Annotated in this window: 9 protein-coding genes, 9 tRNA genes and 1 rRNA gene (1 of these 19 only partly in view); 1 reads left to right on the top strand and 18 read right to left on the bottom strand. The window is 39.2% G+C overall.

What is annotated here, in order from left to right:
• Nucleotides 1-133 precede the first annotated feature (133 nt).
• The 7 genes from QA584_RS02330 to QA584_RS02300 all read right to left on the bottom strand — a co-directional run bounded on the left by QA584_RS02330 (nt 134) and on the right by QA584_RS02300 (nt 9569).
• Complete coding sequence (locus QA584_RS02330; protein ID WP_278272901.1) at nt 134-436, bottom strand: rhodanese-like domain-containing protein; 303 nt, start codon at nt 434-436, stop codon at nt 134-136.
• 907 nt (nt 437-1343) lie between these two features.
• The gene (locus QA584_RS02325; RefSeq protein ID WP_278272900.1) at nt 1344-1859 is read right to left on the bottom strand and encodes an HAAS signaling domain-containing protein; all 516 of its coding nucleotides are present in this window, start codon (nt 1857-1859) and stop codon (nt 1344-1346) included.
• Nucleotides 1860-2092: 233 nt separating this feature from the next.
• On the bottom strand, nt 2093-3823 hold the full coding sequence (locus QA584_RS02320; protein WP_278272899.1) for a sensor histidine kinase: 1731 nt from the start codon (nt 3821-3823) through the stop codon (nt 2093-2095).
• Nucleotides 3804-5402: a response regulator transcription factor gene (locus QA584_RS02315; protein WP_278272898.1), complete on the bottom strand. Its 1599-nt coding sequence runs from the start codon at nt 5400-5402 to the stop codon at nt 3804-3806. Before QA584_RS02315 ends, QA584_RS02320 begins: the two co-directional genes overlap by 20 nt.
• 291 nt (nt 5403-5693) lie before the next feature.
• Nucleotides 5694-7367 (bottom strand): extracellular solute-binding protein, encoded by a 1674-nt coding sequence (locus QA584_RS02310; RefSeq protein WP_278272897.1) that lies wholly within the window; start codon nt 7365-7367, stop codon nt 5694-5696.
• A gap of 297 nt (nt 7368-7664) precedes the next feature.
• Complete coding sequence (locus QA584_RS02305) at nt 7665-8582, bottom strand: carbohydrate ABC transporter permease (RefSeq protein WP_278272896.1); 918 nt, start codon at nt 8580-8582, stop codon at nt 7665-7667.
• A 15-nt stretch (nt 8583-8597) separates the two neighbouring features.
• Nucleotides 8598-9569: an ABC transporter permease gene (locus tag QA584_RS02300; protein ID WP_278272895.1), complete on the bottom strand. Its 972-nt coding sequence runs from the start codon at nt 9567-9569 to the stop codon at nt 8598-8600.
• Between the two features lie 289 nt (nt 9570-9858).
• Here QA584_RS02300 and QA584_RS02295 point away from each other — a divergent pair, with 289 nt between their 5' ends.
• Nucleotides 9859-11868 carry a hypothetical protein gene (locus QA584_RS02295; RefSeq protein WP_278272894.1) on the top strand — a complete coding sequence of 670 codons (2010 nt, stop codon included), beginning with the start codon at nt 9859-9861 and terminating at the stop codon, nt 11866-11868.
• 608 nt (nt 11869-12476) lie between these two features.
• Here QA584_RS02295 and QA584_RS02290 read toward each other — a convergent pair.
• The 11 genes from QA584_RS02290 to QA584_RS02240 form a co-directional block, all read right to left on the bottom strand.
• Nucleotides 12477-15983, bottom strand: a complete 3507-nt coding sequence (locus QA584_RS02290) for a CBM35 domain-containing protein (RefSeq protein ID WP_278272893.1) — start codon at nt 15981-15983, stop codon at nt 12477-12479.
• A gap of 803 nt (nt 15984-16786) precedes the next feature.
• Nucleotides 16787-16858, bottom strand: a tRNA-Glu gene (locus QA584_RS02285).
• 74 nt (nt 16859-16932) lie between these two features.
• Nucleotides 16933-17006, bottom strand: a tRNA-Arg gene (locus QA584_RS02280).
• A gap of 37 nt (nt 17007-17043) precedes the next feature.
• Nucleotides 17044-17129: transfer RNA gene (locus QA584_RS02275), tRNA-Leu, on the bottom strand.
• A 38-nt stretch (nt 17130-17167) separates the two neighbouring features.
• Nucleotides 17168-17240 (bottom strand) — tRNA-Val (locus tag QA584_RS02270).
• Between the two features lie 39 nt (nt 17241-17279).
• Nucleotides 17280-17353: transfer RNA gene (locus QA584_RS02265), tRNA-Asp, on the bottom strand.
• Nucleotides 17354-17367: 14 nt separating this feature from the next.
• Nucleotides 17368-17441: transfer RNA gene (locus tag QA584_RS02260), tRNA-Ile, on the bottom strand.
• 3 nt (nt 17442-17444) lie between these two features.
• Nucleotides 17445-17517: transfer RNA gene (locus QA584_RS02255), tRNA-Thr, on the bottom strand.
• A 34-nt stretch (nt 17518-17551) separates the two neighbouring features.
• Nucleotides 17552-17623, bottom strand: a tRNA-Glu gene (locus tag QA584_RS02250).
• 85 nt (nt 17624-17708) lie between these two features.
• Nucleotides 17709-17780 (bottom strand) — tRNA-Asn (locus QA584_RS02245).
• Nucleotides 17781-17909: 129 nt separating this feature from the next.
• Nucleotides 17910-19867 (bottom strand): 23S ribosomal RNA (locus QA584_RS02240) (it continues 956 nt past the right edge of the window).

The following is a 19867-nucleotide window of genomic DNA, read 5'->3' as shown; positions in this document are numbered from 1 at the left end:
TAAGGGTTGACTCTTTGCAAATGTCAACCCCTTACTATTTTCTATCATAAAAAACCAATGCTAGTTTTTATATGATATATGTTTTAATTAGAGTAACCAAAGCACTCAAAACTACCTTCGTATCCTACCATAATTATTTAGCCAACTGTCCTCTATAGGCATGAATTCCACCATAAATATTTTTTACCTGATATCCGTCATTACTGAGTTCCCGTGCCAATAATAAGCTTAAATTGCCTCTATCACAATATAATATTAATAAACGGTCTGAAGGTAAGTCACTCTTAATCGTTTCAAAATCCAAATATGGAATATTTACAGCAGTTGGTATATGCCCCATTTGATATTCTTCTGGTTCTCTTAAATCAATAATCAATACATAATATTGGCCAATATAATACTCTATATCCTTTGCACGTATTGTTTCAAAAGCCATAAAATCACCTTCAATTCATTATTATCATATTCTTTATGAAATATAAATGTGCATATGGCTTAATGGAATGCTCTCCATCATAAAAAAGTCTCCATCAAAGCTGATGAAGACTTTTTTACTACAAATGTCCGTACATTAAACTATCTTTCGTTTGAATCACGATAATTATTGGTACTGGTATTTCTTGAATTAGAATTTCTTGAAGTTCCAGTCGTATAATTTTGTGAGCCAGTTGAGTTTTTACTTCCTGTAGAGTTAGAAGTGTTTGCGTTTCTTGATGTGTTGCTTGTGCTTGAATTTCTTGATGTCGTGTCTTTAGAGTTATTTTCCATTATAATTAACCTCCTGAAAATCTATAATTTAGATTACATAGGATATTATGAGCATCTTTATATTAAAATATACACCCAACATTAATTAAAACTTCTAAATAATAGGAAAAAAACATTATCAATTATTTCTATATTTCAGTAATAAAACTCCAAAATACCGCTTACATGTTTGCTATAAAAATTCATAAAAATTTTTTATAAAATTTCATCTTTTTTATTGCATTATATCTCTTAATGTATTATAATGTAATTGTGTTAAAGAGATTCATTCGTGATTCTCCTAACACACTATATAACCCCTTATTAATTATTTATACTCCCCTCATCGAAACGCCCGCCTGGCTCCCCCTCGCGGGCGTTTCACTTTGTATCAATACATAAAACCAACTTATATTTAACACAGACATAATTATTTTATGTATTTTATATGAAAGTACATAAAAACACCCATAAGATTTCGATACACTTCAACAATCTTAGGGTGCTTTCTTCATTGTAATCTACTTCTATTGATAAATTAAGAATTATAAGCTCCTATAGGCAAGTAACTGTAAACATAGGAAAAGACCTGATAATTACCGTCTGTAGTTATTAATTATCAGCCTATAACCTAGATATATAACCAGGATGGGTAAGCCAACGGTAAAAAACAACCGTAACAAGATGCCGCCGATAATAAAGAATAAAACAATCACCAGGATAGCAACCATGGTAAAGATTAACTTTTGATACCAGGTTAACGAAGTACCTGGATTAATCCTAAATTTTCTGTTAAAGTCACCGGCTCCATCCTCATAATTGTTTTGGTATTCCTTATATGAAGTGCTGCCACCGTTCTGGGTATCCTGATATGTGCCTTCCTGTTTAGCACTGCCATATAATGGACCATGACTGATCTGATAAGTTTCTATAATGGTTTTTGCTATTAATCTTGGATCCCCTAGTTGAAATATAACCTCTTCTTCCTGGTTCGTACTGCTTTTACTCTTTATATAATCTTCATAAAAAAGAATATTGCTTGTTACTTCCGTATCAGGTATTTCTCCCTTTAAGGCAACTCTTAAGCCGTCTATAAATTCATTCTTTGTCATGTATGCCTCCTATCTGACACAAATTATTATTAGTTGGCAAAAAATCATATTACAAAAATACTATTTTGTAAATTAATAACGAACTAGCATTTTTTTTATTCTAACACAAATAATAAAGTGCGTAAATAGTTGGAGCATTTGTTAATAAACTTATTATGTTTATAAACTTATTTTAATATACCCGCTGCAGGTCAACTTTAAAAAAATAATAAGTATGGGTTTGATCTTATCGCTCAATTGTTGCCGTATCCCGATTGACAATATGGCATACGAATCATTACTGTGGTCCCGGCACCTTCTGTACTCACCATTTTCACTCCATATTCATCTCCATAGGTTATTTTAATCCGCTGATGTACATTCCGTATTCCAAATCCCGTCCTTCCTTCCATATCATGAAAGATTGACTCTTGTTTTTCCAAATCCATACCGACGCCATCATCTTTTACCATTAGGATCAGGTTGTCCCCTTCCCGTTTTGAAGAAATATGGATATTTAAAATCTGTTCCGGTTTCATGGCATGATTAATGGCATTTTCTACAAAGGGCTGAAAAATAACTTTGGGTATAATTCCCTCCAGGGTATCGGGTTCAATGTCCATACTGATATGGATGAAATCCTTAAACCGATTTTCCATAATATAGATATAACAGCGTGTGATTTGAATTTCCAATTCTAATGTTATTAGATTTTTGCCTCTATTGAGTGAAATACGGTATAAGTCCGATAAAGAACTTATCATCTCTAAAAGCTGCCTGTCATGATATTTTCTGGCTAAAGATGAAATTGAGGATAAGGTGTTATATAAAAAATGAGGTTTAATCTGTGAATGCAGTAATTCTAACTCAATACTCTGGGTTTTGATTTCCTTTTCATATACTTCTTTCATCAAATATTGCACCCGCTCCATCAAACGCTTAAAAGATAGAATAACTATCCCGATTTCATCCTGGTCCATCTCCTCTTTTACAAAATCCATATCGTCATAGCTTTGATGGACTTCACGGATCATCTGATTCAGTTCCATAATTCTAGAGGACATTTTTCTAATGATTAATATAGTAATAAAAAGAGCTCCTAAAATAATTAATACCCCGGCGTATAACATCTCATAGATGGTCCTGTTAATTGTAAGAAACATAGTTTTTGTATCGGTGGATACGATAATCTTCCACTGATTATTCAGGATACAGGTGGAATTAACTTTTCCCTGCTGGTTATTAAGTTGGGACAATTCATCCTTTTCAGACCAGACATTTTTTCCGTTTTTATAATGCATAAGGATGTTATCACTGCCATCCAAAACATACATCTCTTTATTCCGCTCATTTTTAAAACTGCCGGCAAACATGTCTTTTGATATCTCTACCGCCATAATATAATAGGAACTATTATATTTTAAATACCGAAACAGACAGATATTCCTGGGATCGGATACACTGTTATACTTAAAATAATTTTTTGAAAATACATCCCGCATCATATAAAAAGAACAGCTTCCGCCTTTTTTCACAATATCCTGATATACGCTGCTTTCCTTGATTTCCTGGTATAGCCGGACATTCTTTTTATCCGGCAGCAATGTAGGATTCGCAGTAAAAAAAGTGATGAGTGTAATATTTCTATCCGTCATCATAATCTCGGAGCTGTACTGTGTCAGATAGTTATAAAACTCCCAATATTCCAGCGGCTTTTTATACTCCATTGTCAATCTCCGGTTTAAATCGCTATTGGTATAGAGCATATCGGTTATGCTGGATATGTTCCGGATTTTAGTATTAAGTTCTGTCTGTAACTGGTTCGTAGTAACCTCGATTTCCTGCAGGACCTGTTTTCTTAGTTGATTCCGGATTTTTACAATATAAAATGATGAAATACATCCAAACATAATCACTACTGTAACCGACATAACCAGAATCAGTCTGGTATGAAAATGGAGTTTATTAAATCTGATTCGTTTCATATTCACTGTTTTCCTGCTCCTTCAGGCAGACAATTTTTTTGCGGTAACTAAGGGGAGAGACGCCGAAATTACGGGAAAAGCGCATGCAAAAATAAGATACACTATCATATCCTACCCGTTCCGATATTTCTTTGATTTTTAAAGAACCATTTTCCAATAAAACTCTTGCCCGCTCCATCCTTGTCTCTGTCAGGTATTCATGAATAGTTTTTCCAGTCTGTCTTTTAAAAATAGACCGAATGGTATTAGAGGCAAAGTAGAATTGTTCCACCAGATTTTCTGCGGAAATCGGTTTATCATAATTTTTATTAATATAAAGTATCACACGGTTTACCATCTGTACATCATTGTCTGTGCCGGACTCCAGATTTTGTTTGTAATGGAACGCATTCCGTAAAAGGGTACTGATATACTTTTCAATCTGTTCGATATTATCATACTCCTCCAGCGCTTTTAATATATCCCGCTTTTCCCTTACTACTGCTTCTATTTCCTTGGAAGCAGCAAAAAACAACTCATATATTTTATTGCAGATTTCATAACACTCTGCCTTTATGGTATCTTTAGAAGGCTTTTCTACCGCCAGGGCATTAAAATACCTTTCCAGGATTTGCTGGCATTTGTTCTGCTCCATGGATATAATTCCGGACATTAACTGCTTTTTTACTACAACTGCAGCGTCTCTTACCAGATTCCTTCTACTTAATGTGTAAAAACTATTTTCGTATACTTTCATTATATCCTGATATGCTTTTTGAAACTGATCTGCTGTTACTTTACTGCATATATCCTGATAATGTAAATCAATATGTATGGAATTTTCGAGAGTATCATTTAATTCGGTATAATCTGCACTTTGCAGATTCTTAAAATCATATCCCGCATCTGTCAATATAAGATAATGTCCTTTGGAAAGATATAAAACCACATATTTTTCAACTCTGCAGGATAAAAAATATTGTATTCGTTCCTTTATATCTTCTACCAGCCAATTTACCTCAGCTGCCGATCTTGCGTTGTAGATTGCATTAAACCGGCTTATACAGGCAAGCATCATAGTAAAGTCACCCTGGAACAGATTACCACTTTGATTGCCAGAAAAAATCAGTTCGGACAATGCTTTTTCCAGTCGGTTCTGCTTGCCGATCACAGCATTCTGGAGCAGGCTGATACGGTTTAATGCCGTTTGTACTGCTGCCTGCAGTTCCTCCTCCCGGAATGGTTTTGAGATATAGGATACTATGTTTAACTGAATAGCTGATTTCATATATTCCACATCATCGAAACCCGTAAGGAATATAATCTGTATGTTACTGTCCAGTTTATGAAGCTCCTGAGCCATTTCAATTCCGTTCATCACAGGCATGCGGATATCTGTGATGACTATATCCACCGGTTCTCTCTTTATCCGCCGTAACGCATGAATGCCGTTTCTCTCCGTAAACGCCACGGTTACCTCCATTGCTTCCCAATCAATATTATTCTCCAAATCATCAAGCAATATTTTTTCGTCTTCTACAATTGCCAGTTTTACCATACTGATTATCCCCACTCTCACATTAATAATCTTGGATATCATAAATTAATCTTCCCCAATGCGTTGCAGATATAGAAACAGCTACAAGGGGCTGCTGCAAAATTGTAAAGTGATAAAACTTGAGGTTCATGGTTCTTTTTCTATCCCAAGATATCTACCTATGAATTCTACAACAGTCCCTGTTATCTGTACGCTAATCTCCTAGAGAGTTAACCCGCCTAGGGACAACCCGCCACGCAGGCAAAGCCTCCGAAGAGGCTTACCTAATATTCTACGGTGTTTACCGTAAGGTTAAATTAATAATATCATATCCCTACACACTCCACAACGTTACTAACGGACATCCCCCCAGATTTCCAGCCGTTTTTTGTATTTTTCATTACTAATCTTCTCAATTTTAGACAGCCCTGCATTCTCCGCATCTTTTACCATCTGGTCATAAATCTTGCCGGCTTCTTCTTTACTCTCAGCCAGTATAATTTTGGGCACCGTAGATTTCATCAGATCATCAATCTTGGTTTTTACCAATGCTTCGGTGGTGCCGGCGTCCGGACCCAGGTCATCATAAAGTGTTGTATCGTAAGCAGTCTTTCCAAGATATTGGTTGGCAAAGGCTGTAACCGGATCAACTTCACCGGTGATTTGATTATAGCCGTTATAAATATCATAGGGCTGACCATCCTTGGCAATACCGGATTTAAACAGGATTTCATACTTACGGATACCTTCCTTATCCAGTACGGAAGTCATATCCTTTTTCATATCTGCTAGTACTTCGTCTTTAATTACACGTTTACCATCTTGCTTATCCCAGATTACACCTTCCCGACCCCATTGGGTTAAGTATTGTCCTTCCTCGCTCATTAAGAAGTTCATAAACTTCATGGTCTCTTCCGGATGCTTATTGGAACTGGAAATATAGGTATATGACCAACCCAGTACGCTGGAAGGTCCGTAGGTGGTTTCCTCTGGTTTTACTCCGTCTGCGGCAACCAAAAATGGATACATCATATTATCCGGAGTTTTGTTGCCGTCTTTATCTGTACCTAAAACCGTGTTTGGAATATTCCAATAAGCCGCCGGTGAACTTAAAACATACCCATTGCTGATTTTCTCATCATATAAGGCCTTTTTGGTAACCGGCCAGTCTTTATCCAGTAAACCATCTAAATATAGTTCATTTATAAACAAATACATTTCCCTCAGACGTGGATTACGCATGTTATCATAGAGTACCCCATCCTTATTATAAAAGGAATTAATTCCATACATTCCTTTAAAGGTATAGGTATAATCACCTTCATTCTCTGAATTAAAGGCCATGGCAATCGAATTATTACCGTCTACGGTAGGGTATTTTGCTTTCCAGTCCTTTAATAAGCTGACGAATTCATCCTTTGTAAAATAACCTTTGTTAACATATGTATCATAATAACCTAATTCCTTTACATAATTCATACGGATGTTGAAGCCAAATACAGCCGAAGGTGCAATCTTGTCCTGGAACCAGGATGGTATTCCATAGATTTTTCCATCATCTTTATTTTTAATTTTAGCCATGGTATTACCCAACTGGGAAGCCACATCCGGCCCATATTGAGCAATCAGATCATCCAGGGGAATTACTTTTTTATTGGTAATATACTGATCGTTGGCAGCCGCACCTCGGTCAATGGTAATAAGATCCGGAACCGAATCTGATACCATCATCAAATTAAGTTTCTCCGCGGGATCCCCTGCAACGGATACAAACTCCAGTTTAACACCTGTTCTTTTGGTAATTTCCTCTGCCACTGCCGTATCCCAGGGCAGTTCTGTTTTAAAAAAAGCAGTTAATACCAGCGGCTCCCCTTCTGCCTTACTGCTGTTTTCCTGGTCTGCATCCTTTGTTGTAACCGGTGCCAAGGCTGATTTATCCCCCTCTGTATTCTTTTGGGTGCAGCCGGCTAATAACATTCCTGACAGTACCATAACCAGAAGAATCGAAACACCTTTCTTCTTTTTCATACCTTATCCTCCATTCATTCTTTTTTCTATTAGTCAAAACGGATATATTTATTCCGTTACGCTATCAATCTTTATCTACATACCTGCTGCCCGGACAGATTTAGAGAATCTGAAATGAAAGAGCTGTACCTAAAGCGAAATCCTCCACAGCTGTTTTTTAACCCTTGGACCAAACCCTGCTCCTAATATAAAATCCCATGGTATTTTCTGAATTCTAAACTAAGAGCTGTCTCTCTAATGAAGTTCTCCCCTGAGTTTTGAGCCTTAGACCACAAAGCCTTTCACAAATGGGCAGGGTCAGCCTTTTACCGCTCCTATCATCATACCCTTAACAAAATATTTTTGCAGAAAGGGATATACAATTAGTATGGGTATCGTGGCAACCATGGCCGTGGCCATTCTTATGGAATCGCTGGACGCTGTAGTCATTTTGGCTACCTCCTGCAAGATTTGGGTAGAGCTTTTACTAGTTCCCAGATCATAATTATTTAAGATCTGTACCAGAACAAATTGCAGGGTCTTTAAGGAGTTCTTATAGGTATATAAATTGGTGTCAAACCAGGAACTCCACTGTCCCACTGCTGTAAACAGAGTTATGGTGGCTAATACCGGTTTAATCAGCGGAAGGATTATACGGACAAAAACAATACTCTCCCCTGCTCCGTCCAAATATGCAGACTCTTCTAACTCTGCCGGAAGGGATTCAATATAGATACGGATCAAAATCATGTTATATACACCTATGGCACCCGGTATAATATAAACCATAAAGGTGTCAATTAAATGAAACGATTTTAAAATCATATAATACGGCACCAGTCCGCCTCCGAAATACATGGTAAATATAAAGAAGATACTAATGATCCTGCCGCCGAATAAGTCCTTTTTACTCATGGCATATGCTAATAAAGTTGTAAAGGTCAAAGAGAACAGGGTTCCAATGACGGTTCTGGACGCCGATATAAAAGCTGCATGGAGAATTTCACTGTTTCGAAATACCATCTTATAACTATCCAGCGTAAAGATCCGGGGCCAGAAATATAAACCGCCTTTTAGGGTATCCTGCGCATCATTGACAGAAATAACGAATATATTCCAGAACGGATATAAACATACAATAAAAACAAGAATCAATAGTATGTAAACAATAAGGTCAAATATAACGGTAGAAGCAGAGCCTCTTAGTCCCAAAAATTTTTTAATTGATTTTATCATTTCCATCCGCCTTTCTTAAACCAAAGTCCTTCCTCTTATTTTGCTCACAAAATTATTGGCTGTTAACACCAATGCAAAATTGACCACAGATTTAAACAAGCCAACCGCAGTACTATAGGAGTACATACCGCTGCCGAAACCATACCGGTAGGAATAAGTATCAATAACATCTGAATATTCCATAATTGTGCTGTTACTTAGTAATAACTGCTGTTCAAAACCGGCATTTAACAGACCGCCCACCGCCAGTACAAACATAACGGATACTGTTGGCATAATACTGGGATATGTTATGTATCGGATTCTCTGGAACCTGCCGGCACCGTCAATAGCAGCTGCATCATAGATTTCGGGATCGATGGATGCAATCGCCGCAAGATAGATAATAGCGTTATAACCCATACCTTTCCAAGCATTTGCTATACCTAACAAAACCCAGAATAGTTTCCCCTTCTGGAAAAACAAAATAGGCTCTTTTATGATACCTAACCCTTCAAGGAGCTGATTAATTACACCATCACTGGACATAATCGTTAAGAATATGTTGGCACAGATAACCCAGGATATGAAAAAGGGAAGATAAGAAGCGGTCTGCACTGCACGCTTTAGCCCCGCAGCCCTGCACTCATTAAACAAAAGAGCTAAAAGGATAGGTGCCGGAAAGCTGATTAATAGTGTGATAAAGCTGGTTGCCAGAGTATTTCGCATAATACGCAGGAAATCTCCAGTTTCAAAAAAATATTGAAACCATGATAATCCCACAAACTCCTGATTGAATAAGGAGGTAAAAAAATGGGGCTGCGGTACATAATTTACAAATGCCATATAAAGCCCGTATAACGGTGCGTAGCAAAAAATAACTGCCCAAAGAATAGCTGGCAGCATTATAATATATATAAACTTATGATGTTTCCAGCTTTTTTGCAGTCGATTCCATTTATTGTCCATTGGCATAGTAACTGCTGCCATTGATACTTTGTTTCGCATACTGTTTCCTCCATTGTTAATTTGTATTAACCTTTCTGCTTTGCAATATCGATTTTGTATTAACCTTTCTGCTTTGCAATATCGATTATAACATCATATTTCACGATAAAATATAATAATTTCCGTGTATTATATAGCATTTCAACAATCATTAAATCCTTACAATGTTTTTTCATGTCGTTAACCCACATTTTTATTTCATTTTTACATGTTTCTTATAGTAATATTGACATCCAAAAATGAAAGGAATATTTTATACTCACTATGAATAAAAGAAGAGGTGAACTACATGAACCAAGTTGGTAACTGTACCATTAGTCAGACGGAAGAATATCTATACCTTGACTCTGGTAAAATTCAATTTACCTATGATATTAAGAAATGCATTTACCGCATGTGTTTTGATGCTCTGGATTCTACAACCGGTGATGCAGGTTTTTCAGTCCGATATCGAGGTAAGATTTATACCCATAAAGACTTTTCCAATTCCACAGCCACGATTTATCTGGAAGAAAGAAAGGATGGTTTTGGAGGGGGGATATTCGCAGCGGTGGAACGGTCCTGGGGTGAACTTAAGGTACGGCAGACCTTTCGAATGATTCCGGATAAAGCTTTTATGCTGGTACAATGTGAGTTGGTATCCCAGGATTACATCCAAAGCGATTATATGGCTCCCATGGTTTTAAGCGGTCAGGTTTTCCCTTTAAAGGCTGCAAAACGCCCCAGACTGCTTTATGTCCCCTATGACAATGATAAGTGGATTCGCTATAAAGCCCAGGAGCTCCAGGAATGCGGTCATAGTTATGAATTAAGTGCAGTATATGATGATGAATCCCGCAACGGCTATGTAATTGGTTCCATCTCCCATGACCTTTGGAAAACCGGAATTAGTACTCATGGAGGTTTCGGTACACTTAGTAATTTTACGGTTTTTGGTGGTGTGGCAACTCCAGACACCAGAGATGAGGCAATGCCTCATGGACCGGTGAGAGGTAAGATTGTCCGTTCACCCCTTATCTTTACTGGGTATTACGAGGATTTCCGTCAAGGGCTTATGGAATATGGTGATGCCAACGCGGTTTTCTGCCCGAAACTTACCTGGAATCTGGGCGTACCCTTTGGCTGGAACAGTTGGGCCTGCGTCACCACTGGGATTAATTATGAGGTATTTCGAAAAGCCAGTGAAACTTTGGACGGACTAAAAGACCGGGGTTTTATCAATGATAATACAGTCTATATTAATTTTGATTCCTTTTGGACTAACCTAAGCAAAGAAGAGATGAAAGCTGCCATTTCACTTGCCCATAGCCGTGGTCAGAAAGCCGGAATTTATTATACTCCCTTTGTCTGCTGGTCTGATAATTTCGACCGATATGTAGAAAATACCGATGAAAAGTTTACATACCGCGATATCGTAGCCAGGGATTCCTCCGGTAATATATTGCCTCCCATTGCAGGTGGATATCCCATCGATCCCACCCATCCAGGTAATTTAATGCGTGTAAAAGCCATGATGCATTACTGCGTGGAAATGGGTTTTGATTATTTAAAAGTAGATTTTATGTCCCATGGTGCTTGTGAATCCGTACATTACGTAAGAGATATAACTACCGGTATTCAGGCCTATTGCTATGGTCTTGAACATATGTGCAGTTTTTTAAAACCTGAAGATATTGGAAGACCATTCTTTATTGATTTTTCCATTGCACCGATTTTCCCTTATCAGTTTGCCCATGCCCGCCGTATATCCTGCGATGTATTTGGCCAGATCGAAGATACGGAATATATGCTTAACTCTCTGACTTACGGTTTTTGGCAGAATAACCGTATTTACGCCTACAATGACCCTGACCATACTTGTCTTTATAAAAGTGTGGACCGTCCTGTTTCCGATTATTATGAAGCACAGTCAAGGTTAAATGCTTCCGTTATTGCCGGTACCGTACTGCTCTTAAGCGATGATTACCGTAACCCGGAGGCTGCTTTACGCACAGAAAAATTATTAAATCCAAAGCTTTTAGAGATTGCTAAAACCGGAACCACCTTTATACCGGTAGAAACTGCCACTGCAGACCGGGCCAGCCGTATGTTTGTTCGGGATGACGGAAACCGATTTTATCTGGCAGTATTTAATTATACCAGGGAGGAACAGTCTATACCCATCTCTGCTTCCCGGTTAGGTAATTTACCAAAGAATCCGGTTTTTAATTCCCTGGATGGTTCCCATAGCTACAGCGGCAATGAATTCACGGTAAAGCTGGAACCCGCCCAGTCCCTTATACTGGTCTGCCATAAGTAATAGATCTTTCTTGAAAAAGCTGAGCCTGTCTCAAACTTCACAGTTAATAAACATAAAAACACTTGATAAAATCAGCCCTAAAGCTAAATTGAAAGCATGATTATGCTATGTTTCATAAGCGCTTTATTCTGAGTCTGATCATTCACTTATGACTTTTTCAGGTGGTTTAGGCTCAAAATGCACACTGTTTGACGAGCATAGCGAGGAGTTTGTGCTTTTTGGGTCTTGCTTTACCACCTGAAAAAATCATTAGTGAATTCCAGGCTCAGAATCCTAAGCTTATGAAACATAGCATAATCAATGCTTTCTTAATCACCTATCTTGCTGATTTTATCAAGTATACCAAGACAAAAATAACTGCGAAGTTTGAATTCTTAATTATTACTTTACTCAATTCGGTTTATTACTTAATTCAATTTATTACTTAATTCGGTTTATTGCTTAATTCGGTTTATTACTCAATTCAATTCATTGCTTAATTCGGTTTATTACTCAATTCAATTCATTGCTTAATTCGGTTTATTGCTTAATTCGGTTTATTGCTTAATTCGGTTTTCAATTTACTCTTTCTTTTTATCACCCGTTGATTTCTGTCATCTCCATCAATTTTACCTTTCACTCAAGATAAACAATTCAGAGTCCTTTCCCTTCAATATCAAGTTAAAACTATTCCCATTTACCTCATTTGTTATCCCGCTCCATGCCCCTTTTATCTGATAATTTTTGCCTGGTTTCATATAATCGGACAGACTAAGTGTAAATGTAGTTTCTATCGAGCTGTAATTTAATACCGCCAGGTAGGTATTTCCTTCATCCTCCATAACAAATATATTGGCTGCTTTATTAGTCGGATTAACACTGAGTGGTCTGAATATTTTGCCAATCTTGGCTGTTCTGATTAAATCCTCATTCGTTAAAAGTGTTTTAAAACGGCTATCAGCCTCAATCCTATTTCCTACCGGATTAATAAAATTATCTCCCGCAAGAAAGCTGGTTCCTAAGAGAACACCGGAAATCACCCGGCTTCTTGCTTCTTCTATTCCTGCTTTTCCGTCTTTCCCCCAAACTACAATATTATCAGGGTCAGGATAACGGTACAGCTGCTTCTGCCAGAAACCGTAGGTTAAACTGTTTAGTGTATATTCGGTATTAGCAATGCTATAATAAGCATCACAGGCAATTCTTTTACCGTCTGCATACTGGTAGGGGAAGGTAGGAGCAATGGACATATTAATGAACATGGTTCCATCAATTCTGTCTTTTATATACTGCATTGCCTGGTTATAGGCCTGCATTCCGGTCTGTACCGAATGGTCATAGTGCTTGCCTTCTAATGCTCCGTGAGTCAAAAAGTCCAGTTTAATATAGGAAAAGCCCGCTTCTTTAAATCGGTCGATAAAATAATCCATTCTAAGTTTACTTCCCGGGTGAGTAACATCAATAGGAAAAGCACCTGCCAAATCATTGCCGTACATTTCACCATTTTCTTTTCGAAGCACAATATCTGCAATCGTATATTCATTATTAGTATTTTCTACATAACTAGTCTCTAAATTCTCAGGGCTGTGCCATGCAACGAAAGGAGTCCAATAGATACCTGCTTTCTGCCCATTCGCTTTGCAGTGCTCTACAAACTCTTTTAACTCACTGTCCGTCATATTATCCCAGTAAGAATCCAGGTTTATATATACTACATCTTCTGGTGACTGAGTCCAGGCGCTTTGTAAATTCTCCTTAACATAATCTGAGATACCTTTGGCTGTATCAAGGTTAATATCTGTTTGTACCGCTCCCCAGCTATTCCAGCCAAAAGGGACTTTATCTGTATAGGCTTCTTTCATTGGAATAATCCTGGTGTTGGCTATGCCGTAATCATCAAGACCAGTCTGCCACTTATTATAGGCTCCCACAAAAATAAGCGGCGATTCAACTCGACTGCCGGAGACCGTTCCGTGAGGGGATTTATCCCTTGTTAATCTGGTATTTGCCCCTCCAAAAACCTCTAGTTTATTTATCTGGTTTCCTGATCCTTTAAAGCGGATTCCTGTTTTCCAGGTATCATGAGTGATTGAACCAATAACAAGTCCAGCACCGCTTACCTTATCAAAAAGCGCCGTTACTTCATGGCTTTCTCCTGATGAATTAATTCCTTTGGTATCATAGGTAATCCATCCATCATTATCAAAAGGTACCTCTAAAAAATAATCCGAACCGTCAATACGGTTTTCCACACTTCCCATACCGGAAGTTGTAAGGGGGGAGATAAAATTGGTTGCTATTCCACTATTATTGGTTTCAAGTACCGATACTTTTGTCAATAGATATTCCTGATCCTGAAACAGTTCAAATTCCTGTACCATACTTGGAAGTGTACTTTCCGTACTCGTAACTGTAACTCGGATACCAGATCCAAAATTATTGCTTATTTCTTCCGACTCTATGTCTCTTAAGGAATAGTTATTGGTATTATAATCAACCTCATTCACTTTAACCTGAGCATAAGCGTCCTGAATAATACATCTATCCTGATTATTTACAGAATATACACCATTAACCGTATCATAAATCAGCTCTAAATTCCTGCCGTTAAAATACTCGCAAGGATATAGTTCAATCTTATCCAAATTTGGTGCACTCCCTCTGCTGTTAGCAAAGGATATTGTATTCGTCCCTGCCTGAAGTTCTACTACTATTACTTGGCTGTTTGGTTCATCCCAATTACCCGAACTGGTAAAGGATACATATCTGGGGTTCTGATTAATACTAATCTCAAATGTCCTGTCTACTGCCGTACAATAATCAATAACCAGAGCATAATTTCCACCCTCAGGTACTGTAATGTTCTCAAAGGTTGCCGAACCGGTTCCTCCAAGATTATTTACTTTACCGGAACCGGAACATAACTGCGAATTATTATCTGCATATGCACCTCCTGATAAAACTGCCTCTTCGGCCTCCAACTTAATTCGCTTTAAATTCAGGCTGTTTTCTTCCTTTTTACTTTTAGTCAGTACTATTTTATCAAGATTAGGTGCATACCAGGAACTGCAATTAAAGATAAGTTCATTGCTGCCTTTTTGTAAGGTAACGTCTATCGTGTGGGTACCCACAGTATACCATTGCCCGCTGGCCGGACAATTTACCTTTTGGTATTCACCATTTACATACATATCAAAGTAACGCTGGTCGTTATCCGCGAGAAAATAAAGCGTTAGCTCGTAAGTTCCAGACTCAGAAACTTCTATATCTGAAAACTTCGCAGTTCCGTTTTCCCGGTCCGGTTGTGCATCCGTACCAACGCTGATTATAGTAATCTTCTTCCCGCTAGTATCGGTCACCTCATAGGCAGCGGCACCCGAGGTAAGCTCTGCCTCTTCTGCCTCGATATTTATTTTATTACTCCATATTTGAATTTTATAAAGATTAGGGGCATACCAGCCTTTACAACTAAAAGCAAGTTCATTGCTGCCAGCCTGTAACTGTACTGGAATCCGATAGGTTCCCAGCGTATACCAGGGGCCGCTGGCCGGACAATGGACCACTTGATTTATACCATTAATACTTAAATCAAAGTATCGGTCGTCATTATCTGCCATATAATAAATGTCCATCCAGTAAAGTCCGGCTTCATCTACATTAATATCAGTAAACACGGCTGTTCCATTTTCCCGATCCGGTACATTATCCGTACCAACACCAACCACTGTGATTCTTTTACCTGATGATTTATCATCCACTGCAAATGCTGCCGCTCCGTATTGTAAGACAGCATTTTCTGCGTATAAGGTACAAATACTATCATAAGTATAAGAATCCTTGGCAGCCGTCTCTGCCTTATCTGCTTCTTTCGGTGTCGTATTTTCTGGTATATTGTTTAAGTTATTGGCTGGTGTATTGCTTTGTGTATTGCTTGGTGTATTGCTTGGTATGTCACTTGGTGTATCGTTTGGTGTGGCACTTAGTTTATTGTATGGTGTGGCACTTAGTTTATTGTATGGTATGGCACTTGAAGCAGTACTTGCATAAACTAAATATCCTGAACTACAAAATACCAATACTGCTGTAAAAACATAGACATACCATTTCCTTCTTTGAAACAAACTTTTATTACCCATTGTAATTACCTCTCCATTTTATATAGTTTTAACTTATTGTACTAAAACAATGTTACCCCATTTTTGTCCTGCCTCAATCAGTACTACTGTTTCCCCCTCTCTGTTTCTATTCATAACGATACAAATTCTCCAGCGAACTCCAGCCAAGTACTTTACTAAGTTAGTAAATAACTTAGCATGTAATTAGCTAAACCTGTAATTAACTAAATATAATTTACTAAGTCTATAATTAGCTAACTAGATAATTTAGCTAACCAGATAATTAACTAACCAGATAATTAACTAACTAGATTTATTTAGCCACCCAGATATAATTAGTAACTAGATATAATTAGCTAACCAGATACAATTAACTAACCAGATTTAATTAACTAACTAGATATAATTAACTAGCTAGATATAATTAACTAATTAGCTATAATTAACTAACCATGTTAATAAATATTAAGCCTGAAATTTGCATCCTATAGTTTATATCATAACGTGCTACCATATTTTTTCCATATCTTAATCTGAATTATATATCCCTATTTGACATATTAATATCTAAGTACTCTTACAAATATGTTGTTATTTTGCAATTATATAATTTATGGCTACCTTACTTACTATGCATATATAAGCCTGCACTTAGTATTAGCACTTAATTAGCTGAAAGCTTTACCCCAGTACTATGTACAAAAAGAATTTTACCTTTAACTTTTTCAAACATAAAAAAAAGACCTAAACATCAATGATATTCAAGTCTTAGCTTATATTATTATCTAATCCATTCATTACCAATCAAGGTAAATAACTTAAGATGACTCCAAGGGGATTTGAACCCCTGTTACCGCCGTGAAAGGGCGGTGTCTTAACCGCTTGACCATGGAGCCTAATAAGAATCTTGATATTCCATCAAAAAAGGCTTAAATACAAGTGTATTTAAGTCTTAATCTTTTTCATACAATGTGCGTTAGAGGATTCGAACCCCCGACCTTCTGGTCCGTAGCCAGACGCTCTATCCAGCTGAGCTAAACGCACGTACAACTGATTTATATTGACTTACTTGTTTTTATAATGCCGGCGACCGGAATCGAACCGGTACGGGAGATTAGTCCCGCAGGATTTTAAGTCCTGTGCGTCTGCCAGTTCCGCCACGCCGGCATTTGAACAATTCGTTCAATATTGAATCAAAGATTCAATGGGACCTATAGGGCTCGAACCTATGACCCTCTGCTTGTAAGGCAGATGCTCTCCCAGCTGAGCTAAGATCCCAAGGGATAATTAAGTTGTGCTTCTTTATAAATAAAGAAACGACCCAGAAGGGACTCGAACCCTCGACCTCCGCCGTGACAGGGCGGCGCTCTAACCAACTGAGCCACTAGGCCATATACATTTTTAATGGACCTTCAGGGACTTGAACCCCGGACCGACCGGTTATGAGCCGGTTGCTCTAACCAACTGAGCTAAAGGTCCAAAAGCCGACGATCGGACTCGAACCGATAACCTGCTGATTACAAGTCAGCTGCTCTGCCAATTGAGCCACGTCGGCAAGTTATAATCGGACGAATCTGAATAATAAAAAATGACTCCAAGGGGATTTGAACCCCTGTTACCGCCGTGAAAGGGCGGTGTCTTAACCGCTTGACCATGGAGCCATAACATCAATTATAACATATTACTTGTACTTTGTCAATCACTTATTTATCTTATTAATACTCTTTATGTTTCTTAGAGTATCAGCTCCCCGAGTTGGGCTCGAACCAACAACCCCACGGTTAACAGCCGTGTGCTCTACCATTGAGCTATCGAGGAATAACTACATCTGATAATATCTTCAACAAGTTTAGAATTTTCCGATTCAATTCAAATCTTCCAACTCCAGAGAAATTTGGTATTCATGAACAAATACCCTATAGGATATTCTAAAGAACAACCTATTCTTTGGTCAAGCCCTCGACCTATTAGTATTAGTCAGCTGCATGTGTTACCACACTTCCACCTCTAACCTATCCACCTTGTCGTCTTCAAGGGGTCTTACTGCTTTCGCATGGGATATCTTATCTTGAGGGGGGCTTCACGCTTAGATGCCTTCAGCGTTTATCCCTTCCCGACTTGGCTACTCGGCCATGCCATTGGTATGACAACCGATCCACCAGAGGTCAGTCCAACCCGGTCCTCTCGTACTAAGGTCAGCTCCTCTCAAATATCCTACGCCCGCGCCGGATAGGGACCGAACTGTCTCACGACGTTCTGAACCCAGCTCGCGTACCGCTTTAATGGGCGAACAGCCCAACCCTTGGGACCTACTACAGCCCCAGGATGCGATGAGCCGACATCGAGGTGCCAAACCACTCCGTCGATGTGAACTCTTGGGAGTGATAAGCCTGTTATCCCCAGGGTAGCTTTTATCCGTTGAGCGATGGCAATCCCACTTTATACCACCGGATCACTAAGTCCTACTTTCGTACCTGCTCCACCCGTCGGTGTCGCAGTCAAGCCTTCTTCTGCCTTTGCACTCTGCGAATGGTTTCCAACCATTCTGAGAAGACCTTTGAGCGCCTCCGATACCCTTTCGGAGGCGACCGCCCCAGTCAAACTCCCCACCTGACATTGTCCACTGCCCGGATCACGGGCACATGTTAGAAATCCAATACTGCAAGGGTGGTATCCCAACAGCGGCTCCACTACGACCGGGGTCATAGTTTCATAGCCTCCCACCTATCCTGTGCATGCAATACCGAATCCCAGTATCAAGCTAGAGTAAAGCTCCATGGGGTCTTTCCGTCCTGGCGCAGGTAACCAGCATCTTCACTGGTATTTCAATTTCACCGGGTGCATTGTCGAGACAGTGCCCAAATCATTACGCCTTTCGTGCGGGTCGGAACTTACCCGACAAGGAATTTCGCTACCTTAGGACCGTTATAGTTACGGCCGCCGTTTACTGGGGCTTAAGTTCAACGCTTCGGATTGCTCCTAACATCTCCCCTTAACCTTCCAGCACCGGGCAGGCGTCAGCCCATATACTTCACCTTTCGGTTTTGCATAGACCTGTGTTTTTGCTAAACAGTTGCTTGGGCCAATTCTCTGCGGCCTGTATTGCTACAGGCACCCCTTCTCCCGAAGTTACGGGGTTATTTTGCCGAGTTCCTTAACAATGCTTCTCCCGTCGGCCTTAGGATTCTCTCCTCATCCACCTGTGTCGGTTTACGGTACGGGCTTATATAAAACAATAGCGGCTTTTCTTGGCAGTTCGCTCACCAGCTTCCCTACTTATAGTTTCGGTCCGCGTCACGTCTTCGTATTGTATGACGGATTTGCCTGCCACACTACTATCCCGCTTGCACCGGTCTTTCCATTCCCGGCTCTGGCTTTCTCTCTGCGTCCCCACAGTTCTGTTTATATAAGGTACAGGAATTTCAACCTGTTGTCCATCGACTACGTCTTTCGACCTCGCCTTAGGTCCCGACTTACCCAGAGCAGATCAGCTTTACTCTGGAAACCTTGGATATTCGGCCTAGAAGATTCTCACTTCTATCTCGCTACTCATTCCGGCATTCTCTCTTCTTAACACTCCACGGCTCCTTACGGTACCGCTTCGTCGCAGTTAAGAATGCTCCTCTACCAATTGCATAAATGCAATTCCACAGCTTCGGTGTCGTGTTTTAGCCCCGGACATTTTCGGCGCAGGACCTCTCGACTAGTGAGCTATTACGCACTCTTTTAATGTATGGCTGCTTCTAAGCCAACATCCTAGTTGTTTTCGAAATCCCACATCCTTTTCCACTTAACACGCACTTTGGGACCTTAGCTGGTGGTCTGGGCTTTTTCCCTTTTGACTACCCAACTTATCTCGTGCAGTCTGACTCCTGGTCATCATCTGTATGGCATTCGGAGTTTGA

This window comes from Anaerocolumna sp. AGMB13025, assembly GCF_029689925.1.
In the GTDB taxonomy this organism is placed as follows: domain Bacteria; phylum Bacillota; class Clostridia; order Lachnospirales; family Lachnospiraceae; genus Anaerocolumna.
The sequence above is the reverse complement of the archived record's forward strand: the minus strand, read 5'-3'. Positions and strand labels throughout refer to the sequence as shown.